Raw genomic sequence first — 24,998 nt, 5'->3', positions numbered from 1 at the left:
CTGTTTCCTAAATCCTTTGTGAGCAAGCTTTTCAAGACTTAACGGGAAAAGTCAGTTACTTCGTTCCGGTACTTCCATTGGTGCAAATGTTCGAGAAGCACAGTCTGCCCAATCTAATAGAGATTTTATCAATAAATTAGAAATTGCTTTGAAAGAAGCAAGAGAAACACAATACTGGTTGGAAATATTAATTGAATCCGAACTAGTGGATAGACAAAAATTTCAACTACTTCTCCAAGAGGCAAATGAAATTGGCAAAATTCTAGTTGCTTCCACCAAACGACTCAAAGGTAAATAATTACGAATTACGAATTACGAATTACGAATTACCAAAAGTAGCCTGGTTGAATAGTTGTTTGGCGGGTGGACGAGTCGTATTTGAGGAGATATTCGCGGGCGATCGCTTCGTTTTCTCGCAGTGTTTCTACTTCTTTCTTGCCAATCTCAGTATCCGTAGATAGCAAAATTACTTGATGGCTAGCAGATGGAAAGTAACGTTCAACTAAGTTGCTGCGGTGTGAGGAGTCTAGCCTACCTAGTGGCGTATCGATTGCTACTGGGAGGCGGTGTCCAGAGACTTTGGCTAAACCCCAGAGGAATGCGATCGCTAGTAATTGTTTTTCACCAGCAGAGAGGCGATGTTTAGGGACAGGTTTACCATTTAAATCGTAAAGCAAAAGGCTGAAAGTCTTAGTATCAATGGTAATCCGATGCACTAAATCTGATTTATGCAGGAGATAAAGGAAGCAGTTTTTAACTTCCTCCTCTAATTTATTGAGTTTTCGCAGAGTTAATTTTTCCCGAAAAATCTTGAGTGTGTTTTGAACTTTTGCTGCTGAGGTAATAATATGTTCGCTATTTTTATGTTTAATATTTTCTACAGTATAATCACTTAATTCTTTCTTGGATTTGGCTATAATAGTTTCTAACTCAGCTAAACGGCGGCGGATTGTTTCGTAATTTGCTTTAGCTTCAACAACTTGATTTTGTGCCGTTTCTAGTGCTTGACGCAGCTTTGTATAATCTTCTGGTGCTGCTGCTGTTTGCACTTGTCTTTCTAGAGTATGAATTTCTTCTTCTTTATTTTTGAGAATACCTAATTTCTCTTTTGCAGAAAGTTTAGAATTTTGTAAGTGATATATGAGATTATCTAACTGACTTAAGCTTTCATTATCAGCTAATAGCCAAGGTGCTTCTATTTGGATAGTCTTGGCATATAAATTATCTACATCTTGGACTAGAAAAGATTGAATTTTTTCAACTTGAATCGGAGAAATTTCCCCTTGATTTAGCCAAGCGAGTAAGCGCTGATCTCGCTCAATTAACAAATCTTTAGAAATTTCTACCTGTTGATGGCGAAATTCCTTTTCTCCCTGTGCTTGCACCTGATTAAGCAAATTGGGAATTAATGCCAGAGGTAAAACATCAGCCGCCAATTCACACATCGACTGACGTACTTGTTCAATTTCCGCAGTTTTTGTATCCTGTTGTAGCTCTAATTGATTGCGTTCTGCTGCAATCTTCCCACCTTCAGAAATGAATTTATCAAAGGCTTCTTGCTGCTTTTGTTCTAACTCTTCTACCTGATTTTTGAGAGTTTCTAATTTATCTTCTGTTGTCTGATAATCTTCTTGCTGTTGGGTTAACCTAGTTTCAATTTCCTCTAGGTTTGCTAAATCCTTACTATTACCAACTTCTTTAAGTTTACGGTTAACCAAGATATCTAAATCAACTGCTAAACGATCTGCTAATTCTAAACCTAAAAGTCCGCGAATTGCATCTACTACAACTGGTGGTGGTGTTTCCTGTTCTGCGAGTTCTTTAACTTGTTCACCATCAAAGAGAAATAAGTTAGAAATCCCTAATGGCAGGAGATTTTCAATATATTCATCCCAGATATTAACTAAAGCATCAGGCCAGGTATCACTGTCACCTAAAATACCTAATGTATCTTTCCCGTCTTTAGGATTTTTTGTCCAACTACGCACAACACGGTATTTTATTGGTTTATCGTTTTCAATATGTTCAAAAAGTAATTCAATCCGGGTGTCTGCAATTGGATCTATTTTGTTGTTGACACATTGATTGAGAAAATCGCTATAACTTAAATTCCCACGGGTAGAACATTGGGCGCGGGGGCCATAAAGAGCGAGACGAATGGCATCCATAAGGGTAGTTTTTCCGCCGCCATTCATCCCACCTAATAAGATAATTGGGTGTGAGGTTTCCTCATCAATTTTTGGGTTAAGGTTGATTACTTGTTTTCCACTATAGGGGCCAAAGTTTTGTAATACGAGTTCAAGAAATATCATTGATTTTTAAGAGTGTGTTTGAAAAGTTATATGGTGTGATTTTTTACCCCCCTTAATCCCCCCGATATATTGGGGGGAAACAAGAAAATCAAGTTCCCTCCCCTTTATAAGGGGAGGGTTAGGGTGGGGTAAAATATTTGATAAATCAATCACGACTTTTAAAACATCCTAAGATTAACATGAGTTCGACGGCGATCGCAGAAGCAGAAACTTTGCGATCAAAGGAATCAGATAAAATTAATTAGATGGTTTTGTCTGATGCATTGAGAAAAAATATTGTCTATGAAATATAGATAATACCATCACTAACTCTTAAGAAATGCGATCGCATCTGTCTGGGTGTTGGTAAGCGTGGCTAGATTTGCACACCTCCAGCTTGAAAAATCTGTTCGGCGGTTAAATTCAATTCTGGGAAAGTAGGGGAGACAATATGGGTATCGCCTCTAAATTGAGTAACTTGGTACTCACCATCAATTAATTCATAAATGGATATAGTAGGCAGTTTAGGATTACCAATAAACTTCCTAGCACCTATAGCCGCGTAATCTATAATCCAATATTCGGGAATACCTATAGCTTCATAATCAGCTAATTTTTTATAGTAATCATCTCGCCAATTAGTACTAACAACTTCAATAACTAAGGGAATAGATGTAGCTTGAGATACAGTTGATTCTTTTTTCCAGAAAGGCTCATTCACTAAATTTGGTCGATTGATTATTAAAATATCTGGTGAATAAGCTGATTCACCTTCAAATGGCTTGACTAATACAGTTTTTGGAATGAAGTAAGGAAGTTTTTGTCGCCCAATTTCGATAGATATATTTAGCGCTAAAAAACCTACAACATCCTCATGATCTCCTACTGGTTGAGCCATTTCAACAATCACGCCATCATGTAATTCGTATCTTCCACCTTCAGGCCGCCAAGCTGCAAAATCTTCAAAAGTTACTAATTTGTGTATAGCTTGAATCATAGAACCTCGCTTGTTTTAAGATAAGCAAACTTTTTTAAACGTTCTTTAAGTAGTTTGCTTGACTCTCGTCTTTTATTATTCTATTCTTATGAATTTTCCTTTTTAAATTTCATACTTGCCCAAGTTACCTCTTCATCACTTTCACTTTTACCTTCATCTACTTCATTGATTGCTGGAACATCGCCTAAAGTCATCTGCTTGACTTTTGCAACGTCACCTTGACTAACTGCTTCGCTTAATTCGCGTTTCAAACGAGCATTTTTAATCGCATCTTCTGGAGAACGGGAACTCGTATTAAAACATTTTTCTAGCGTTTCGTATATTCCCACGCGACGAGTTTTTTTATGATATTGGCGTTCTGTGTCTAATAATTTCGCCATGAGTTCCAAGTGCATCGCGTCACCTTCACAGATTTCTTCTAATACTATCCATTCATCACGACCTAGTAAGCTATAGTCAGCACCAGGACGGGGGTCTTGAAATTCTTCGCCTGTCACTTCTTGATAAATCCGGGGTAAGCTGTCATCAAATTCGTGTCTTTCTTCTAGCCAAATGCGGCGAATTTCGCTCATTTCTTCTAGAGTAATTAGGGTAATATCGCGCATATTTTCTGGCGCTGTTTGACGAATTTGTTTTTCAACTGTAAGCAACTTTCTTAGCCAATCCTCCCGCGCTTCTTTAATAAATGGGCCAGGAATAGGTTCAATAGATGTCCCATCTTCTAAGTTACGTTCATAAAGTTGGACACCACCATTTCTACGTCGGAAATCCCTTTTATCACGGGTTTCTTCAGCATCCAATTCTTTACGAAAATCAAGTAAAGGTTGCATCCACTCTTTCTCTTCGTCATTTTGAATCATCGCCGCCAGCGATTTATCTTGACTAACCAGCGTGCAAACCCAGCAACCAAAACGAGAGCTACCACAACTAGGGGTAGATGTATCAACAACTAAAGGACATTCATTATCGGCAGAAGCACCTCGATACATAGTAAATAAATCTTTATTGCTGTATCTCCAAGGGTTTTCCCACTGCATAAGATAAATCCAGACTTCATCATTTTGCCAGTCTTCAATAGGACTATAAACTAAAGAATTTGGCAAGTTCATATTAGGACTGAGCCGATCGCGTACCCGTTGGGCTTCCAATTTTCTCATTCGGCTAGCACGTTTTGTACTTTCAGCTTTGCGAGTCCCCAACACAACGATCGCTTCTCCACTCGCTCGAATCACATCACGAATAAAGCGGTTAGAGGGATTAATTTTGAGGCGTTCTGTACACCAACGAAATTTTCCTCGCGGTGCTGGATAACCTTTACCAATCAAACCTACCCAAAATGTCTCTTTAAAATCTGGCTGTAGCAAATGGGGTTCAAATGGTAATCCTTGCGCTTGGGCTTCAGATTTCATCTGTTTTAAAGAATTGCGTACCCAAGCTGCAACGATAGGATTTTCTACCAGTGTGTCTGTAGTGATAACGTATATTGTTTTAGTTCGCTTTTCGGGTGTAAGTGCTGCGATCGCATTCCAAACCAATTGTAGTACACAAGAACTATCTTTACCCCCTGAGTAACCAATAACCCAAGGTATCTGATCTAAACAATATAATTCTTGAATTTCAGTGGTGAGAGCTTGGATATCTTCCACTAAATCTGCTACAGTACGCGTTTCGTGACCTTTATTCTCTGGTTGTTGTGCTGTAGCCATTGCTCTCCTCCTATCTAAACAAGCATTTTTTATATAAACGACCAACTAAACGCCCTTCAGACCAAAATTTACTGGCACACAAACAAAGTCCGCGTAGGCGGACTTTTTTGAGATTTTACCTGTATTATATATAACCGCAGTAACTGAAAGTTGCAGTTACTAGTTGTTTAACGATTAGCTTTCAAGAATAGCATTTTTTAATAATTTTTAAAAAATAAATATTCATATTTAATACTTTAGACAATGTAGACTGCTTTATATTATCTAGTTTTTAAAAATTAATATGAAAGACTCTGACCCAACTGCTGATATTGCTAGAGAGTACCTGGAACGGGAAAATAAGGAAAAACAAGTACTAGCTTTACTCCTAGAGAAATTTTTAGGGAGAAAAGATCAGATTCTCGTTCAAAAAACCGAGATGGGTGGTACTGAGGCTTATGTTAGCTCTGTTACACTGGAATGGTTCGCAGGTCGGGTTCACTTCGCCTCTGGCTTACCTCTGTTTCAGAAAAAGTACAATCCTGAGACTGATAATGTCGAAATTGACGCAGATAGTATTGATGAAATTCAGCAACGTCCGCTTGATTGGTCACGTCAAGCACCGCTAGTCCAGTATTTAGCGGCTAGAGACAATCATAAGTTTCCGCCAGTGCTGGTGGTGATAAATCAAGCGTGGGTGGATAATCCCAAAGCTGCTGAATGGGATAGGGAAGGACGCGCCACAAAGTCTACGACTGATTTTATACCCTTAGATAAAGACGGTAAGGTAGGTCTGCTAAATATTTCTGAGGATGATGTAACCATTTATGCGCTAGATGGACAACACCGATTAATGGGGGTTCAGGGGTTGATGGAGTTAATCAAAACTCGTAAACTCCAGCGCTATAAAAAAGATAAAGGTGCTGATGACAGTTTTATTACAGTCAATGATTTGATAGAAAAGTACCAAGTAGACCTTGCTTACTTGCAAAATTTACCCAAGGAAAAAATTGGTATTGAGTTCATCTGTGCGGTAGCGGCTGGGGAAACTCGCACCCAGGCGAGGCGGAGAGTGAGATCGATTTTTGTTCATGTCAACCTGATGGCTGCACCGTTGACTAAAGGGCAACTAACACAGTTGAATGAGGATGATGGTTTTGCGATCGTTGCTAGAAAAATTGCAGTTACACATCCATTATTAGAACAACGACAAGAGCGCAATCCCCGCGTCAATTGGAATAGTGCAACAGTGGCTTCCAATTCTACAGTTTTAACCACTTTGCAAGCTCTGCAAGATATGTCTGAGCGATATTTAGGTCAAAAGTTCCCCCACTGGAAACCCTTCGAGAAAGGTCTAATTCCCATGCGTCCAGAGGATGAAGAACTTGAGCAGGGAATTGAGGAATTTAGCAAGTTATTTGATAATTTGGCTAGTCTTCCCAGTTATAAGATTTTAGAACACGAGGATACACCAGCTTTACGGCGGTTCAGCTTTGAGAAGGATGGAGGTGAAGGAAACATGCTTTTTCGTCCGGTTGCTCAAGTTGCATTAGCGCAAGCTTTGGGTATTTTGGTTTTTAAAAAAGGTTTTTCCCTGGTAGATATTTTTAAGAAGTTGCGGAAGTTTGACCAGCAAGGTGGTTTTAGTGGTATGGAATATCCCCAATCTCTCTGGTATGGGGTTTTGTATGACCCAAATAAAAAGCGGGTGCAGGTTGCTGGACGAGATTTAGCGGCGAAGTTATTGGTTTACATCTTGGGTGGAATTCAGGAACAGATGGAACGTGCTGAACTTCGTAAGGCTTTAGCGGATGCTAGGACTGTAGAAGATAAAACTATAAGTTTTGATGGCCAGTTTGCTGAACCGAAAGCAGTAGGGCTTCCACATATCCTGATCTAGCCAAGTTAAGTATGAATTTTTCAGTGTGGTTTTTACCGATGCTACAGCCCATAAGGGTTGCATATCATGTTTGCTAACATCTACTAATTGGTATAAATATTTATATGGCTCAAATAAACCAGGATAGCAATAATAGTGTTTCGCCAGAGATAAAAGCTAAGTTTAGTAACTTGGTTGCGCCATTCTTTGAAGACCATTATCGAGATTCCTGCTATCCAGGGCTGATTTTTCGCCAGGGAAAGCGGAAAATGCTACAAATTAATATACCAGCTAAGGACTTTCCAGCACTTTTAGTAGCAAAACCTGCTAAGGACGATGATCCTGAATTAGGTAAACAACGCCCAGAAGTCCCTGGTCATGCTGAGGAGATCAAAAATTATATTATCGAACAAGCCCGAAAAGGAAAACCCTGGATTTTGGGGACGCTAACAGCAAATGTACCCGCAGATAAAATAACAATTCTCGAATTGGGCAGAGGTATTTGTATAGTTGTAATTCCTCGTGATGTTAAATTAGAGATTACAGATGGACAACATCGTAAGACTGCTATTCAAAAGTTAATTGAAAGTGAGGAAAGTTCTTTAATTAGTGATAATGATTTTCCCATTACGCTGGTTTTAGAAGACGATATTGACCAGTGTAGAAAAGATTTTGGAGATATGGCTCAAACTAAACCGCTAGGTAAAGCATTGCTATTATCATTTGGTGAAGTTGAAGGTCGTGTTGGTATTACTAAAAAGTTAGTAAAACAAGTTAAGATTTTTTATGATAAAACAGATAAAATTCAAGATTCTCCACGCATTCAAAAGAAATTTATTTACACAAATAATTACATAACAAGGGCTGTGAGTTGTGCTTTTACAAAGAATCCTGATTCTGAACTTCAAGACTATGATGTGGAGAGTTCATCTAATGCTCTAGCTAGTTGTCTCAATAAGTTTTTCTTTGAATGCAGTAATACAAGATATATTTCTGAGACAAAGGTAGCTGATTTGACTATTGCTGAACTAAGAAAATTTAAAGATGAATGTATACTGGGAGTGAGCGCTGGTCTGGAAGTTTTAGGTCGATTGCTATACTTCACTTACAACAAAGACAGCAATTATTTTGATGATGCAAAAGTTTCCCAACTTGCACAGATAGATTGGACAAGAAGTAATCCAATTTGGGAAAATAATTTAATTAGGATAGATCCTAATCCTAAAAATCCAGATAAGCGTTATAAACTATACACTAATGCCAACGCAGTAAGTGGCGCAGTCAAGGCGCTTAAAGATAAACTAGGATGGATGGAAAACCCTTCTTATTGAAGATGCCCTGATTCAAGAGAGGAATTTGGTAAGATCAAATTCCTCGTCTTGTTGCTCTATATTCGTTCGCTCATAATTGAGAAATAATAAAATTCGCTCTGAGTAATCTACTGACCCACGCAACTCATTTTGCAATATTTCCAATCCACCATTAGCGTACTCTTCAAAGATATTATTACGTTGCCTTTCATATTCTTCTTCATTAATAGATAGTGTTTTTATATCTTTAGTTTCATTAATTGCTAATAATTTTATTAAAATATCATTTCCCATTGAGGCAAAATACTCTATCCTGATTGGCGATGGTTCCCTTTTAGAAATCTCTCCCAAAGCCACCCGTTTTTTATGCTTTGCACCCAAAGCTGCTGCAAATACAATCACATCAGCAAAAGTATTAAAAGGCCCTGTTCCACCATCTGAAGATGTTAAACCTTTCACCAACTCAGCCTTATCTTTAGCAACCCTGATTCTGCCAGTTTCAGCCATAATATTAATATTTACATTGTTGCCATCTTAACCGACAGCGAAAAGCGATCGCTACGTTTACCCAATTGCCAAGGTATTATTTTATAATAGTATGTGGGCGATCGCTACGTTTACGCACTTGCTAAGGTATTATTTTATAATAGTATGTGGGCGATCGCTACGTTTACGCAATTGCCAAGGTATGATTTGATGATAGTATGTGGGCGATCGCTAAACAAACAAATTATCCACCAACATACTCCATCCTGGTAACGCAGGTTCAGCTTCCATCACCTCACCACGGCGATAAATTTGGGGTTCTTCAGGATTACCAGCACGATATACTCTAATAACTTCCTCTTTAAGTACATCCATATCCCAAACTACCAAAGTACCAGCCGCAAAATAATCACGGCGTTTGCTAGCCATATCTTTCTCTGCTGTCTCGCCATAATCATTTTCACTTCTTACCTCAGCAGCAAACACAGGCGCACCATTAAGAAACTTCCCACCTGTAGGTTTGCCAGTATAAAATGCGGCATCAGGACTTAAAGAACGACGATGAGGGAGATTGACAATAAAACCGACATTATCAGGTAAAGCATAGCCGCTTTTTGTCAGACGTTCATAATCCCGTAAACTTGCATAAATTTCACCACCTGCACGTCCTGGTAAAAATCCAGTTGGAGACATCAGCACCAATTTTCCATTGACAATCTCTGCTTTACAATTGTCAGGTAAATGGTACAAATCTTCAATAGTAGCTTCATTTTTAATACTCATAAAACTCCTAATCATGAATCGAAGATAATCCTAATTTAAATAGGAAACTGAACGTCTTCATAAAGCAAAGAAATAGGAAAGTTAAAATCAACGCTAGTTAAATGAACTTCATCCCCTTGTTCATAAGGATGTAACTCCCAAAGTCCTCTATCATTTAACCGGAAGCAATCTAAACCAATTTTTTCAGCATCGATAAGGACGTATTCTTGCAAAGTCTGAATGCGACGATACCGCGTAAATTTTGTACCTCTATCGTAAGCTTCTGTACTTGGGGACAGAACTTCAACAATTAAACAAGGATATTGGAGAAATTGAATAGCTTGTCTATCCCGTTCATCACAACTAACTACAACATCAGGATAATGAAAAGGCCCCTTCTCAGATACACCTACTTTCCCATCCGCCATATTCACACGACACCCACTTCCTCGCAGCTGACTTTTTAACGCTGAAGCTAAGTTTAAAGCAATATCATTATGGGGAAGAGTACCCCCAGTCATAGCGAAAACTTCACCATCAATATATTCATATTTGATTTCTTGGCGTTCTTCCCATTCCAGGTATTCTTGGGGAGACATATAATTTCCATCTGGACTCGCAACCATAACTTTATCCTTTAAAGATTACGTTCAACCGCGATAATTTCAGTATACTCAAACTCATTCGGACTTTGTTTCACCAAAGGATATCTTTCCCCACCCAACTCAATATAATCTTGTTCGCAATCTGGCTTAGAAGAATAATACGTAAGCACATATTCTCTCCCAATTCTGTCTGTCATTTCTGCTTCCACTTCACCCCGCCACTGAGTCTTAGTAACTAAAACTATCAACTGATTCGCTAATTGGGGAATTGTCTTCGCAATGTGTCGCCGCGAATTTTCATCCAAACTACCAAACGGCGAATCCATCACAATTGGGAAAGTACTACTATCGGGAATCATCATCATTTTTCGTTTCTCACTCCATTCCCGTACTTTGTCAATGATGCTGGCAATAAAGGATAAACTGAGAATTTGATTCTCGCCCGTGGATGCTGCAACTGGTGCTTCTATCCCTGTAGTATTTTCTACTAATGTCAGTTCATATTTATCGCTAATTTTAGGAATGTATGGAGTCACAGAAATCTCAGTAAATATTTCTTGTACTCTCTTTTCTAGTTGCAGGCGAAATTGTTGTTCTTGACGATTTCTAACTTCCGTTAAGCGTTCGATTGCATCTTGAGTAGCATTAATCCGTCGCTGTGCTAGAGTTTGCTTGTCTTCATTCAGCTTTTGTTTCGCAATTTGTTTATTTAAACCTTCAATCTCAGTTGTGAGTTGAGCAATTTGCTGCTGATTTGCACCCTGTTCTCGATTTAACTCATCAATTTTACTTTCAATTTCATCTAAGCGTTTTTGTAAACTGCTAATTTCTTCATTAGCATCTTTTCGCAACCGTTCTTGAATATTGTCTAAGTCGCCTTCAATTTGAGATATGCTTTGCCTTAACTGATTAATCCTAGCTTGTTCTCTATCAACTTCTTCCCAAAAACCTATAGCTTGCTTATCAATTTCATCTACTTGTGCGCTCATGCGAATTGCAGTTTCTTCTACCGCCGAAGAACCTGCTTTATTTAACCACGTACTCACATGAGTATGAGAATGATTACCCTCATGTAATTCTGCACCACATATACAGCGTTGAGAATTGAGTAAATCATTTACAAATTCCCGCGAAATTCCTGATGTTAACTCGCCTCGCTGCTTCAAATCATTGATAATTCCTCGGAACTGGGATGTAGTTTCTGAGAGCAAAACGGTATAACCCCGTGCGGAAATAACTTTTTTTAGGGCTTCCTTGGTTTTTTTATATTCTTCTTGATTTGCCGCTTTTTGCGATTCTAAATCCTGCCATCTTTCTTGCAATTCCTTAGCAGCACTCAGTTCTCGTAAGCGGTTACTTGTCTCTTTTTTAAAAGTTTGTTGATATTCCAGCTCTTCTTTAATTTCAGTTTGTTGCTTGGTAATGCGTTCACGCTCTCGTTCTATCTTTTCTTGCTGTCGTAACAATTGTTTAATTTCAGAATCACCAATCGCTTTTAACTCATTTTCTAGAGTTTTTTTAGCATCTCCTAAATGTCTGATGGAACGGTTGATTACTTCTACACCCAAGAAAATTTTTGTAGCTTCAGCAATTTCAGCTTTTTTGTCAGAACGAACTATTTCTTCAATTCGTTCGCCGTCAAAGAAAAAATATTGATGTAAAGTAGCGGGTAAAATTTGATTAATTATATCGTCTGGTTGCTGAGTTGGTATATTCCATTTGCCATCATCTGCACCAACCCACATGGTTAATTGAGTTTTGCCAGCGTCAAAATCACCTTCGTTTTTATAACCCCGACAGGCGCGTTTCACACGATAGCGTTTACCTTCATGTTCCCAGCCAATCTCTACCCAACATTCTACAACTTGACCTTTTTGAGCCTCTGCGATCGCACGTTTATTAACTAACTGTTCTATCGATGCAAATGCTGCACTAAATTTCTCATATAATACCCAAGTAAAGGCATTCAGTAAACTAGTTTTTCCAGAACCATTATTACCATGAATAATAGTTGTGTTTTGAATATCTCCACCAGCCAGAAGCATCTCTGGTGTCGTACCATAAAAGGAGCGAAAGTTGCAGAGCTTGATTGAAGTCAGCTTCATCGCACCTCTTCCTTAATAATGTCTAAAATATTATCATTTATATGGCTGTTAATCTTTTTATCTAGTCTGCCTTTTTCCAGCTTCCATACCCGCTCAATAATTTGCCGTACTTCCGGCGGAGCACTGGTTATTGGCTCCTGCACATCATCGATATTCGCACCTTGTGACATCTTCGGTTTGGAAATATAGTTTTTCTATATTTTAACTTTCTCTAGTCCTGCATTTACCTCCGTAAAGCCACTGTTAGCGTTATCTTTAATTTTGGAAAAACTATTTTTTAAATTTATACTTTTCTTTGAAAAAAGACTTTATTATTCAATTGTTTTCTGTTATTGTTAATAATAACAATTTAGATGATAATGGATGTAAGTAAAATTTTTAAAGCTACTTGCATCCCATTATTATCTAATTCATAATTTTATTATTTCATACTTAATGCTTGTTTTTTCAAAACTCAAAAAATTTTACAAAATAATATAACTATATAGTTCATCATCAAATATCTAACAAACCATATCGCTTTTGTAAATCAAGTAACTTCATTCTTGCTTCCCCTGCGTTATCAGCTAAATCAGCAAACTCCACAAAGCGACGCAATTCCTTTTTCAATAAATTACGTTCAACTTCTATAGTTTCTCTATCTAAATCTGGTGGCAAAACAATCATGTCGAATATTGTCGCGCGTTCTTTACCAGGATGAGGACGTAAAACTCGCCCCCGTCGCTGAATAAATTGGCGGGGATTACCAGAACTTGATAAAATCACCGCAGTTTGAATTGCCGGAATATCGACACCTTCATCTAAACAACGAATTGCGACTAAACCTTGCAACTCTCCACTTTCAAATTGATGCCGTAAAATTTCCCTTTCTTGTAAAGTTGTTTGAGCTGTATAGGTACTTACCTTGTAGCCTAAATCCACACCCAGAATTTTAGCAACAGCTTTAAGTTGACGTAGCGATGAACGTTGTCCCGCATCTTGGGAACCATCACTACAATAAAAAAGTGTGTGAGTCGTTTCGCGGCGAGTAATCATTAAATCGCGCAAAGCATTTAATTTGTTTTCCGCCGCACCAATTAATCTTGCCCTTTGCATCAACAACGGTTTTAAATCTTCATTATCTTCAAATCCCGCTTCGCCATTTTCTCGATCTCGATAAAGAAGCGATCGCCCAATTCTTTTAGTTAACTTTAAATAGGCAATGCTTTCTGCCTCAGTTAACTCCACCAACACCGGATAATACAGATAATGTACCAAAGCCCCTTGAGCGATCGCATCCCTCAAAGTAAACTCCGGTTGCAGAACTGGGCCAAAATAATCAAATAAAGATTGCGTCCCAAAATCATCAAAATATCTCTCCGGTGTGGCAGATAAAGCCAGCCTCAACCCCACACTGCGCGGCAAACTTTCTTCTAACTTGGGTGCGCCTAGATTATGCGCCTCATCACCAATAATTAAAGTTTTGGCAGGAAAATATTTAAGTTGAGACTGAAATCCATCTCCAATTAAAGTGGAGTTCGTAGTAATCACCGTGACAAATCGTTGAGAACCAGAACGCAGATTATAAATTTGGGTAGAAAGTTGACTTTGCCAAGTGCGTAAATTCTCAAAAGCTAAAATGGGTTGCAAATTAAATTTTTCACACTCTCGCGCCCATTGGGTAACGAGATGGCGATAGGGACACACCACCACCAGAACTTGTAAATTAATCTGTTGGTAGAGTTCACAGGCGATCGCTAGTGCGGTAATAGTTTTACCACTACCAGTAGCCATTTTCAGCGTCCCTCTGCCATTGTTGGTAAACCAGCTAGCGATCGCTTGACGCTGATATTGCCGCAATTGCAGAGACACAGGCATTCTTGGGCATCCTGGTAATGGTTGCGTGTAATAACTGCCCTTACTTTCCCTTGTAAATGGTAATTTCAATCGGAAAGTGGGCAGTTGCTGCACTGAATTTTTCGTCAGGTACATAAAATGTTAAGCACAAAGATGGTAACGAACCCTAATTAATGGGCATTGGACATTGGACATTAGTATTTATCTTTCCCAGTCCCCAGTCCCCATTACTCAGTTGTAACCGCGCCAAACACCAATGAGAGAACCTTGCACCTGCACTTGTTGAGCCATGACTTCAATGGGATTGTACTTAGGATTTGCTGGTTTGAGGGTAACGCGATCGCCTTGGCGATAAAAACGTTTTAATGTCGTACCAAATCCATCAACTCTGGCGGCAACGATAGTACCATTTTTTAAATGATTTGGTTCTGCTACTGGACGCAGAAATACCACATCGCCATCAGTAATTAAATCTTCAATCATGCTATCGCCAGCTACCCGCAAAGCGTAGGTTTGGGGAGGTAAATCGAAATTAGAAAAGTCTAAATGATCTACAGCATCAGTAAACGGTTCTATTAAACCACCAGCAGCGATCGTGCCCAAAATTGGTACACCTTGCTTCACAGGATGCAAAATCCGAATCGTTCGCGCTTGTCCTTCAGTCCATTCTATATATCCTTTAGTGCGTAAATGCTCTAAACGACTTTGAATTGGTGCTGGTGACTTTAAGTTCATCGCTTGCATCATTTGCCGAATAGAAGGCGAATGCTGGTGCGTTTTGATGTATTCTGCTAACCATTCGTAAAGTTCTTGTTGAGCTTCTGTTAGACGTTCCATAAATTTCCGAGAAGTAATTATAAATGTCTCTAGAACATTAGTACTACAAAAAACTCCCCATAACAAGAGAAAAGTAAAAATATGAAAGGCAAAAGTAAAAATATTCTCTTTTCTCTTACCCATTTATTTTGGATTTTTTACCAGCAAGTAGTTAGGAGCCAATTGCACACTCACTATTTTGACTCCTAACTCTTAACTCCTAACTCTTAACTCCTTTCATTTTGCCCCTAAAATACTAGCAAGCAAAGCCTTTTGAGCGTGCAGGCGATTTTCTGCCTGTTCCCAAACTCGTGATTGAGAACCTTCAATAACAGCTTCGGTAATTTCTTCACCACGATGGGCTGGTAAGCAGTGTAAAACAATTGCCTCTGGGTCAGCAAGGCTTAATAGCTGCTCTGAAATTTGGTAAGGTTGAAAAATTGGCATCCGATTGTCTGCTTCGGCTTCTTGCCCCATACTCGCCCAAACATCAGTGTAAAGTACAGCAGAACCCTTAGCTGCTAATTCTGGATCGTGAGTGACGAGGACTTCCGTTTTGTTATTAGCGATCGCTCTTGCTTGTTCTACAATCTGAGAATCTGGCTCGTATCCGCTAGGAGTGGCAATTCTGACATTCATCCCCACCAAAGCACAGCCCAACATCAGAGAATTAGCCATATTATTCCCATCGCCCACGTAGGTCAAAGTTAACCCAGCAAGGGTATTAAAGGTTTCCTGAATTGTCAATAAATCCGCTAATACCTGACAAGGATGTTCTGTATCAGTAAGCGCATTAATCACCGGAATCTTGGCATAGTGAGCAAAAGTTTCTAAATCTTGGTGTGCAAAAGTACGAATTGCCAAAATATCCAGATATCGATCTAACACCCGCGCCGTATCCTGCAAAGGTTCCCCGCGACTAACTTGAGTGACATTAGGATTGAGATCGATTACCTGCCCACCAAGTTGATACATCGCCACAGTAAAACTTACCCGTGTGCGAGTTGAAGCTTTGGAGAACAACAACCCCAAAACTTTATTACACTGCAACTTCAACTGTTGTGATTTAAGTTGAGTTGCCAATTGCAAGAGTTCTTGAAGTTCAGTAGAAGTGATGTCCGCTAGACTTAATAAATCTCGTCCGAGCAATGCTGCCATGCTTGTAATCTCTAAAAAATAATTATATATTTCTGTTCCTTTATTCAGCCGTGCCATGCCAAGAAAATATAGTTTTAGAACTGACCAGGTATTTTTGGGTTCAGCCCAGGATTTGAGTTAGCTTTTGCTATAAATTTGCTATAAATATTAATTTATCAACTTTATCAGTGATTCAGAATGCCTAATTGTTTCTGGTTCATCACAATGGCAACGCCAGAACAACCATTTAAACCGACAAAAGCAGCGATATTGCTAAAATTTCTGGTCTTTTAACTTAATTTAGGATGAAGCAGATATTTTTTAGAATTTACAGCTAGACAAATAAATGGATTATGGTACAATAATAAATCGTGGTTGCTAATTTAAGAGTAATCGTCAGACTTGCCAGCATAGCACAGTGGTAGTGCATCCGACTTGTAATCGGAAGGTCGCGAGTTCAAATCCCGCTGCTGGCTTTAGTACATTCGCAAATTAGTGTCGCCGAATTGTTTGGAATTAAGTATCAATATCATAATTAACCCAAGTTGCGGGTTATAAAATTCTGAATGCTTCGTAACCATTGATTTAGATAAATGCATATAAAAAGTTTATGGTCGCGCTAGAATGCAACCGTAATTTGGAATGAATTATAAAAGTACAAAAATTAACTTATGAGATCGATGCTTGTTAAAGAGTAAATGCAAACATAAATGCTTGCAGTTTCAGTAAAAACCCTTTCTAAGTACCTGACTTTTCACGTTATGTGGAAAAGTCCACCAAAAACCTAACCCTCTAACCCCCTTCCCGACCAGGGAAGGAGGAAAATTCAAAGTCTCTCTCCTTTTAGGAGAGAGATTTAGAGAGAGGTTTTCCAGATGTCGTGAAAAGTCAGCCCAGCTACAAGCATGAATTGATTGCGATCGCTCGGTACTGATATTAATTAAGTGGACGCAGAAGTGTAATTTTGCCCATGCCCGTCTCTTGACTGAGTTGTGCCACATAGAGATTTCCATTCGTGGGATTCTCAACCAAATCCAATGGACTTGGATTAAAACCAGTGAAACCACTAATACCCGTTTGGGAATTTATAATATCCAACTTTGCGCCACCTGGTGTTAGCACAATGATGTCTTTCCCTGAACTGAAGCGTGTCACCAGCAGTTTGCCTTGCAGCTGACCACCTAAAACATGACTACGATATTCAATAATACCATTAGGTGAAAAATGCTCTCCAAAATCGAAGGCAATACCTTTCCAATTCCGGTCAGGTAGAGTACCAACGGGATATTCACTTATCTGAACTGGATCTGTACCAGCTGTAGGATTTCCTCCATTCAACACCCACTCACAACGTTTCGGATTGGGATGACCATAATAACCATTTTTCACAACCCGAAACAGAAAGTCTCGCTGTGTGCCTAGACTGCTAAGAGCAGGCACAGATGGACTAGTATATGCCCCATTAGTAGCCTTATCAATCCGGTTGTGGCAGGCAAGAGGTAGGGGGATAGGTGTATTTGGCGTATTGCCACCAGCCGCCGAACCATTCGTTGGCACATACAACTGACCATTGCTGTGCCAAACCAGATCGTAGGCATTACGTATACCACTAGCAAAGATAGTTACAGGCGCGTCCGCTTTAAAGGGGTTATAAGTACCTCCATCCTCCGTCTTAACGCTTAAAGGAGGTGAGGTAATTTTGGACAGGTCAACTCGTAATACAGCAGCAGTTAACAACTGCTCAGGACGATTACTCCAGGCAGTGTTTGGTGCGCCGGTACTACTATTACTACCCTGCAACACATAGAGCACGTTTGGCTCATTGGGCTTAAATTCAATGCTATTGGTTAGATGATCCCGGCTCGATCGCGGTAAATCAACTACATAGTCTTTTACTGTCTCTAGATTATTACCGCTTAAACGAGTAATCTTACCACTCCACTCTGGCGCCTCAACAGTTGCATTCCAGTAGTAGTTATTTGTTACCCAGAGAATTAGGTTGCTAGCATTTGTTGATGAGGGATCGAAGTGCATACCAACGATCGTTCGATTACCACCATTTGCAGTCTGCAATGAGGAAATCGTTTGTGGCGTACCCAGAGTGCCATCAGCATTAATCGGGAAACGCAAAATCTCACCCAATAAGGTAGCAGCATAGAGTTTATTGTCAGGCCCAATCAATACTGTGGTGTAAGGTTTGATAGGTACATTCGCTAGTGAGATTTGCTCGAAAGTAATATTGCTTACTGGGTTCACAAAAGAGCCTGTTGTGAAACTGATGCTATAGGGTAAGAATGCAGCACCATTACTATCTTTAATCCCGTCGGTGACTTGTAACAAATATTTGGTATTGTTCTTGAGACGATTTATCGGAGACACTACAATCACATCTCCACCACCGGAAGTGTTGTAATTGGCATTGACTTGTATATTAGTAGTGCTATCAATCAGCTTGATGGTTGAGGCAGAAATAGTATTAACCGCAATCCCACTGTTAGGGAGATTTAGGTCTGCTGTAATCGAGATATCTGGCGGCACATTTGTCTGACCATCATTGGGATTGGTCGTTCTGATCGAGGGCTGATTGCCTGGTGCGATCGCAATATAATTGAGTTTAGTATTCCTACCACCTTTAGCATCAATTGTGAGCTTGCCATCGGCAACATTAACAATCCGGGTAATTGCAGCAAACTTTTTGGTTGCCGTTGGTACAAAGCCAGAAATAGCAGCCGTCCCTTCTATATTGATCTGGTGCTTACTATTTACACTATTAATAGCATCACCGACGCTAACAGTCACATTGTACGAACCATTAGATAGAGCATATTCCCAAGCAGCAGGTATCGTCACTCCTGTTCCCGCATTGCTAGGAGGATATTGCAGATGAATCAGTCTATTTAGTCGCCGATCGATGCCACTTTGGTTGCGATCGCGTGTATTGAGTTGGATATCAAGGGGAGTGGGTGTACTATTGCCTAAGCTATCTTCACGCACCCAACCAAAACCTCTAGTATCATTGTAGGCTTGACCGATATCTTTAATATACCCAGATGGTACAGGAGCATTATTTGGTTGAAAAGCAATCCCTTGAACAATTGCTAATACCAGTATTTTGGGTTTAATCTTGTAAATCATAGTATGCCTTGCCGTTGTGTTCGTAGTTGATAAGTGAGTAGTCCATTAACATTGGCCAAGTATCGAATGGCACGCTTGTAAAGCTGAAAGCTCGTCTGGGCAGGGTGTTGGGGGTAGGGTGTTGGGTGTAGGGAAAAATCAAGAAAAGTGAACAGGGTGCAGGTTGTATTGGGTGTGGGGTGTAGGGAAATTAAGACAGACACTCCGGGTGGGGCTTTTACCTGCCTTGCGAAATAAGAATTTTTCATGCGCGTGGGGCGAGGCTTTAAACCTGTACCCACTCAGCCACTCAGCCACACCCCACACCCAAAAGCCTTATATATAATGGGTTTGCCGTTAACAAGCGTGCCATTCGGCCAAGTATCTGCAATGATTATTCTTGGCAATCCTTCACTAGCTATAAACGAACGTAATGACCGCAAGTCTTAGGGAACTCATTTCTCCAGAATGTATAAAAAGTATTTATTAAATACTTTTTATACATCAATACTGAACTTGTTTTTAAGAGAATTATAGGGGAACTTTCTAATGCCTCAACTTGGCACAGCATGATTACGTAAAAAGCAATAAATCTTCAAAATTATTACCGTAAACCAACCTTAATATCATGTCCGCCTAATTAGTTATAATTCCCGCATCTGTACAAAAATCAGGAAACTCTTTTCCCCCTAACCCTTGCCGTCTTAATAATAAGTCTTTAAATGGATACGATATGAATTGGTGCTGGCAGAGTTCATTTTTATCAGTGCTGTTAATACAAAAGCAATATCAAGCTAGTTGAATGTTTGTAATATCTATAGTTTGGGGAACCAGCAAGGGCAATAGTGCAGCGTAAAGCCTTCTCTTCTCCCAAAGGGAGACGCTAGGCGTAGCTTGCTTCCCTATAAGGATACGCCAATAGCACAGCAACTCTTAAAGATGCTACCGCGAACATCTGGGGGTTTCTCGACAACCAAGCAAGTGGCCTTTGAAAAACAAAACCCAATATTTTATCCATATTTATGTTGTGTTTAACAATAATGAAACCCAACACGAACATGGAGATATTTTATTAAGTAATCAGCCGAACATGATATAAGTTTGACAGTAAATCAGGAAAAACTTTTCAATATTTATACTTACCTTTGTAATAATATGATATTTTAATTCACTCATCTATCTGAAGGTGGATTATGCAGAGATTAACTTAATTACTAAGCAAATCAGCTTTATTTATCAGTGTGCAACTGGGTGGGGTAGTAATTTACGATGTCTACGACGGGCTACGCCTACGCATAACGATCACATAATATTTAACGGGTCTACATCAATAGTTAAACTTACAGATGAATGACAAAGCGATCGCACTTCTTCCCAATCTGGTAATCGCGGTAAAGCATCAGGGGCAAATTTAATTAATATCTGCCAGCGATAACGATTAGCTACTCGTAAAACACTCGCTGGTGCTGGGCCCAATATCTCAAATTCTTCTTCTGTACTCAAGGCTGTAGCAATAACTTGCGCTGTATTTTGCACTTGAATCGGGTCGAGACTACTCAAACGCAACAAAATTAACCGCCCGTATGGAGGATAATTGAGTGCTTGGCGTTGTTCCAATTCAGCTTGAGAGAAAGATTGATAATCGTGCGATCGCACTGCTGCAATTACCTGATGCTCTGTAGTATAAGTCTGCACAATCACTCTACCGGGATCTTCACCTCTACCAGCACGTCCAGCGACTTGAGTCAAGGTTTGAAACGCTCGTTCGCTGGCGCGATAATCTGATAAATTTAGTAATCCATCGGCGGCGACAACACCCACAAGTGTCACCTGTGGTAAATCTAAACCTTTAGTGAGCATTTGCGTACCGACTAACAAATCTGCTTCGCCGTTGGCAAACTGAGTAAGTAAGGTACGATGGGAGCCTTTATTGCGGGTGGTATCGCTATCAAAACGAATCAAGCGCAACTCTGGGAACTGCCTTGCTAGTTCCTGCGTTACCCGTTGAGTACCGCTACCGAAAAATTTCAGATAAGGGGAACTACAATCAGGGCAAAATTTGGGGTGCGATCGCGCATAGTTACAATAATGACACCGCAATAATTCTGGCGCTTTTTCTTCGGTGTGGTGATACGCCAGCGACACATCACAGTGCGGACATTCCAACACATATCCACAACTGCGGCAAGAAACAAAAGTACTGTGTCCCCGGCGATGGATAAATAAAATTCCCTGTTGTTTTCTTTCTTGCAACTCCTCTAAAGCTGTTTGCAGCGATCTACTAAATATAGAACGATTTCCCTGTTGTAACTCTTGCCGCATATCGACAATTTCCACAGGCGGTAAAGGGCGAGAATTAATGCGTTCAGGCAAACTTAAATAATGAGTGCTGAGTGCTGAGTGCTGAGTGCTGAGTGAGGAGTTAGGAGTGAGGAGTGAGGAGTGAGGAGTTACGAATTCTCCCCCTGCCCCTCTGCTCCCCTGCTCCCCTGCTCCCCTGCTCCCCTGCCTCCTCACGCTTACCCAAGTTTCCAACGAAGGCGTAGCGGAACCCAACACCAAAGGGCAATTTTCTAATTCGGCTCGCCAGTGGGCAACAGTACGAGCGTGGTAGGTGGGTATGGGGGAATCTTGTTTAAAGCTGCTATCGTGTTCTTCATCTAAAATAATTAAACCCAAGTTGGGCAAAGGGGCGAAAACGGCGCTACGAGTACCAATGACAACTTGGGGTTCTCCGGTAAGCATTTGTCGCCAAGTATCGTAACGTTCACCATCTGAGAGGGCGCTGTGATAAACGCTAACTTTATTACCAAAACGGGCGCGAAAACGATCGGTTAGCTGAGGTGTAAGTCCAATTTCTGGGACTAAAACCAAGGCAGATTTACCTTGATTGAGGAGAGGTGCGATCGCTTGCAAATATACTTCGGTTTTTCCTGAACCTGTCACCCCATGCAATAAAACTTGAGCAAATTCATCTAATGTCTGGATTGTCGCTAAGGCACTAGCTTGAGCTGTAGTTAAAGATTTAGCACCATCGCCTACTAAAGTTGGGCCTTGTTCGGTTCGCAAAACTTCCCGTTCTTCGATGACGATGTAGCCTTTTTCCTCTAGCCCTTTCAGGGTAGGGGTAGTTGTTTTACAAATCTGTAAGAACTCATTTAACCATAACTCGCCACCACGCCGCCGCAGCACTTCTAAAATCTCTCGTTGGCGAGTAGTTAACTCTTGGTCAATTGTACCTGTGAGCGTAACTGCTTTTTGCAATTTTGGTCGAGTTAGTCGTGGTGGTTCTAAGTAGCTTTCTACTAAACCAAATCGCAATAATTCCCGAATTCCCCGATAAGCAGATTTGACTTTTTGTTGCAGGTAAACAAAACTGTAGTCCCCCGCTGGTTGCCCTTGTAAAAGTTCCCAAACTTGCCGCGCAGTTGGAGTCAAAAAAGCTAAAGGATCGGCAGATCCCAGTAAATAACTACTCCCCTTTGCCCCCCTGCCCCTCTGCTCCCCTGCCCCTCTCCCTCCAACCAGGCGGATACGACGCTGCGATCGCCCCAGTAACCCTGGCGGCAGAGCAACCCGGATTACTTGAATCAATGGCGTATAGTAATATGCAGCAACTCGGTTGAGTAATTCCCAATAAGCACTTGGGAAAAATCCAACGCTGACTATATCTTCTACTTCCCGGATTTTTTCTGGTGGTAAATCGATATTGGGTTGTGCCAGTAATCGAATCGCGATCGCTCCTAATTGTTGCGCCCCAAATGGCACGCTCAAAATATCCCCTGGTTTGATTTCTAACTGGGCTGGCAATCGATAAGTAAATAGTCCTGTACTTCCTGGACAGTCTACCAATACTTCAACCCACCGATTAACAGTTTCACCTGACTTATATGATTCACTCGGTTCACTTACCACTAAAGGAGATATTTTTATGTCATTAATATACATACTTGCTGATTTTATAATTAAATATTTCCTTCACATAGCTGGTCAAAATCAACCTAGCTAACTAAACTTTAGTTTTTCGCTTTCTTAAATTTAAATGGTATTTCTCAATACTGTTATTCTTCATAATACTTGATAATTTTCCTCTTATGTAATCTACTAGACAAATTCGTATCAACTATATATGCAATAAATATTTGGTGCCCACTATACAAATAAAAGCATGTCGGCTATTGCTGCAACAGTTACTCTATCTACTAAATATGGAGTAGCCTTTTTCCGCCTATCGGTAGATATTCAACCCTTTCTGTATATGAGATGCTTTTATACAAAGTAATATCGGATCGAAATTAAGCTCTTACTCTTGTAATTTGGATTGTGTAGGTAACTGGAAATCAGATCGGGAATGCGTAAACCCATTAGTAGGTATTCCTTTTTTACAGTGGACTCCAGCGCCTAAAACATTATAAATATTTAGAAAAATATATGAAACTTTAAGAGATTTGGATGATTAGCTGAAATTTTTATATTTGTTAAGGTTGAGAAAGTTTGAGGGGGGTTTGACATATTTGATAATTCCGAAAAAAATGAAGAATATATCTGTTGGGAATCTAAAAAAAAGTTTTATTGGGTGCTAAGGTCAGTTTCGTTATAGGTTGTATATAAATGTAACCTATAAATACTAGGTAAATGCCGATTTTTATTTCTGTAGATAAATTAGCATCAGCTTATATTTCGCTATTCTTTACGGGTGCATCGTCCATTAGGGAAAACTACCAAGCCTCAAACGAGTAGGTGTAAATGAATTATGTACCAAACAAAGCAACAATCCCTAAAGGAAAATATGAATATTGTTGAATTGGGAAAAATGGAAATACTGGAGAATGCTGCTGATATCGAAGAACCATCACTCGATAGTTTAAATGCAGTGGCAGAAGAAGAATCTCCAATTGTAGTAGAAAATCTGGAATCGGACGAACGCGATGGAGATGACATGGCGGCGGCTCGTCCTTCAGGATACAACAAAACCGAACATGATGATGCTGTCGGCGCATTTTTTAAAGAAATGGCACGTTATCCGCTTTTAAAAGCTGATGAAGAAGTAGAGTTAGCGCGGCGAGTTAGGTTTATAGAGGAATTTAGAGAAATACAAGCGGCTTTAGAGTTAAAACTGGAACATGAAGCTAGCAAATTAGAAGTGGCTTCTGAGTTAGGGATGACGGAAAAGCAACTAGAAAATCGCTTGTATCAAGGAAGAGTAGCAAAACGCAAAATGATTCGCTCTAACTTGAGATTGGTAGTGTCTATCGCCAAGCGATATTTAAATCGGGGAGTGCCTTTTCTGGATTTAATTCAAGAAGGAGCAATGGGTTTAAATCGTGCTACAGAAAAATTCGATCCCGATAAAGGATATAAGTTTTCTACTTACGCCTATTGGTGGATTAGACAAGCGATTACCAGAGCGATCGCTAACGATGCGCGAACAATTCGGCTACCGATTCATATTGTTGAAAAGCTTAACAAGCTAAAAAAAGCTCAACGGGAACTCAAACAAAAACTCTGTCGTAATCCTACCGAAGGTGAAATGGCAGAATATTTAGAGATTAGCGTGCAACAACTACGCCAGCTACAACAGCTACGGCGACAAGCACTTTCTCTGAACCACCGCGTCGGTAAAGAAGAAGACACGGAATTGATGGATTTGCTAGAAGATGAAGATAATTTGTCTCCTGAAGCAAAAATGAATGAAAACATGATGCGTCAGGAGATTTGGGAAGTCTTGGGTGATGTGTTAACTCCACGAGAGAAAGATGTGATTTCTCTGCGTTATGGTTTGACAACCAGCGAACCATGCACTTTAGAAGAAGTTGGCAATATGTTCAATCTTTCTCGCGAGCGAGTGCGTCAAATTCAAAGCAAAGCCATGCGGAAATTGCGCCGTCCTCACATAGCCAAACGCTTAAAAGGTTGGTTGATTTAACTACATTGCTCAAGATAGAGATGCAATCTGAAACTTAATTAGCTTTGCA

Annotated in this window: 16 protein-coding genes, 1 tRNA gene and 1 pseudogene; 5 read left to right on the top strand and 13 right to left on the bottom strand. The window is 39.9% G+C overall.

Going from position 1 to position 24,998, the window contains the following annotated elements; translation table 11 throughout:
- Nucleotides 1-52: 52 nt before the first annotated feature.
- Nucleotides 53-298 (top strand): annotated as a pseudogene (locus tag RMX89_RS20000) (four helix bundle protein); the annotation flags it as partial.
- A 28-nt stretch (nucleotides 299-326) separates the two neighbouring features.
- On the opposite strand, the gene dndD reads toward RMX89_RS20000, so the two are convergent.
- The 3 genes from dndD to dndC form a co-directional block, all read right to left on the bottom strand.
- Nucleotides 327-2,312 carry a DNA sulfur modification protein DndD gene (gene dndD, locus RMX89_RS19995; protein ID WP_322690165.1) on the bottom strand — a complete coding sequence of 662 codons (1,986 nt, stop codon included), beginning with the start codon at nucleotides 2,310-2,312 and terminating at the stop codon, nucleotides 327-329.
- 355 nt (nucleotides 2,313-2,667) lie between these two features.
- Complete coding sequence (locus RMX89_RS19990; protein ID WP_322690164.1) at nucleotides 2,668-3,288, bottom strand: Uma2 family endonuclease; 621 nt, start codon at nucleotides 3,286-3,288, stop codon at nucleotides 2,668-2,670.
- Nucleotides 3,289-3,374: 86 nt separating this feature from the next.
- Complete coding sequence (gene dndC / locus RMX89_RS19985; protein WP_322690163.1) at nucleotides 3,375-4,994, bottom strand: DNA phosphorothioation system sulfurtransferase DndC; 1,620 nt, start codon at nucleotides 4,992-4,994, stop codon at nucleotides 3,375-3,377.
- A gap of 283 nt (nucleotides 4,995-5,277) precedes the next feature.
- Here dndC and RMX89_RS19980 point away from each other — a divergent pair, with 283 nt between their 5' ends.
- Together RMX89_RS19980 and RMX89_RS19975 are read left to right on the top strand one after the other, a co-directional pair.
- Nucleotides 5,278-6,873, top strand: a complete 1,596-nt coding sequence (locus RMX89_RS19980; RefSeq protein WP_322690162.1) for a DGQHR domain-containing protein — start codon at nucleotides 5,278-5,280, stop codon at nucleotides 6,871-6,873.
- Between the two features lie 104 nt (nucleotides 6,874-6,977).
- A complete protein-coding gene (locus tag RMX89_RS19975) occupies nucleotides 6,978-8,183 on the top strand; it encodes a DNA sulfur modification protein DndB (RefSeq protein WP_322690161.1) in 1,206 nt (401 codons plus the stop codon).
- A gap of 12 nt (nucleotides 8,184-8,195) precedes the next feature.
- On the opposite strand, the gene RMX89_RS19970 is transcribed toward RMX89_RS19975, so the two are convergent.
- From RMX89_RS19970 to argF, 8 genes are all read right to left on the bottom strand, one after another.
- Nucleotides 8,196-8,669 (bottom strand): DNA phosphorothioation-associated protein 4, encoded by a 474-nt coding sequence (locus RMX89_RS19970; RefSeq protein WP_322690160.1) that lies wholly within the window; start codon nucleotides 8,667-8,669, stop codon nucleotides 8,196-8,198.
- Between the two features lie 210 nt (nucleotides 8,670-8,879).
- Nucleotides 8,880-9,431 carry a Uma2 family endonuclease gene (locus tag RMX89_RS19965; RefSeq protein ID WP_322690159.1) on the bottom strand — a complete coding sequence of 184 codons (552 nt, stop codon included), beginning with the start codon at nucleotides 9,429-9,431 and terminating at the stop codon, nucleotides 8,880-8,882.
- Nucleotides 9,432-9,466: 35 nt separating this feature from the next.
- Entirely contained in the window at nucleotides 9,467-10,036 is a 570-nt protein-coding gene (locus RMX89_RS19960; RefSeq protein ID WP_322690158.1) for a Uma2 family endonuclease, read from the bottom strand.
- A gap of 11 nt (nucleotides 10,037-10,047) precedes the next feature.
- The gene (locus RMX89_RS19955; protein WP_322690157.1) at nucleotides 10,048-12,120 is read right to left on the bottom strand and encodes an AAA family ATPase; all 2,073 of its coding nucleotides are present in this window, start codon (nucleotides 12,118-12,120) and stop codon (nucleotides 10,048-10,050) included.
- A complete protein-coding gene (locus tag RMX89_RS19950) occupies nucleotides 12,117-12,290 on the bottom strand; it encodes a hypothetical protein (protein ID WP_322690156.1) in 174 nt (57 codons plus the stop codon). The genes RMX89_RS19955 and RMX89_RS19950 overlap by 4 nt, the downstream gene beginning before the upstream one ends.
- A gap of 325 nt (nucleotides 12,291-12,615) precedes the next feature.
- Nucleotides 12,616-14,091 (bottom strand): DNA phosphorothioation system restriction enzyme, encoded by a 1,476-nt coding sequence (locus tag RMX89_RS19945; RefSeq protein ID WP_322690155.1) that lies wholly within the window; start codon nucleotides 14,089-14,091, stop codon nucleotides 12,616-12,618.
- Nucleotides 14,092-14,187: 96 nt separating this feature from the next.
- A complete protein-coding gene (gene lexA / locus RMX89_RS19940) occupies nucleotides 14,188-14,793 on the bottom strand; it encodes a transcriptional repressor LexA (RefSeq protein ID WP_322690154.1) in 606 nt (201 codons plus the stop codon).
- A 216-nt stretch (nucleotides 14,794-15,009) separates the two neighbouring features.
- Nucleotides 15,010-15,930, bottom strand: coding sequence for an ornithine carbamoyltransferase (gene argF, locus RMX89_RS19935; protein WP_322690168.1), 921 nt, complete (start codon nucleotides 15,928-15,930; stop codon nucleotides 15,010-15,012).
- 383 nt (nucleotides 15,931-16,313) lie between these two features.
- Between argF and RMX89_RS19930 the strand changes: the two genes are divergently transcribed.
- A tRNA-Thr gene (locus RMX89_RS19930) sits at nucleotides 16,314-16,385 on the top strand.
- Nucleotides 16,386-16,845: 460 nt separating this feature from the next.
- Here the strand turns inward: RMX89_RS19930 and RMX89_RS19925 are convergent.
- Nucleotides 16,846-19,044, bottom strand: a complete 2,199-nt coding sequence (locus RMX89_RS19925; protein ID WP_322690153.1) for an Ig-like domain-containing protein — start codon at nucleotides 19,042-19,044, stop codon at nucleotides 16,846-16,848.
- 1,281 nt (nucleotides 19,045-20,325) lie between these two features.
- Nucleotides 20,326-22,971, bottom strand: a complete 2,646-nt coding sequence (gene priA, locus RMX89_RS19920; protein WP_322690152.1) for a primosomal protein N' — start codon at nucleotides 22,969-22,971, stop codon at nucleotides 20,326-20,328.
- Between the two features lie 805 nt (nucleotides 22,972-23,776).
- Between priA and RMX89_RS19915 the strand changes: the two genes are divergently transcribed.
- Nucleotides 23,777-24,949 (top strand): RpoD/SigA family RNA polymerase sigma factor, encoded by a 1,173-nt coding sequence (locus tag RMX89_RS19915; protein WP_322669931.1) that lies wholly within the window; start codon nucleotides 23,777-23,779, stop codon nucleotides 24,947-24,949.
- The last annotated feature ends 49 nt before the right edge of the window (nucleotides 24,950-24,998 follow it).

This window comes from Nostoc sp. DedSLP04, assembly GCF_034530775.1.
Lineage (GTDB): Bacteria > Cyanobacteriota > Cyanobacteriia > Cyanobacteriales > Nostocaceae > Nostoc.
This window is presented reverse-complemented; position numbering and strand designations above follow the sequence as displayed.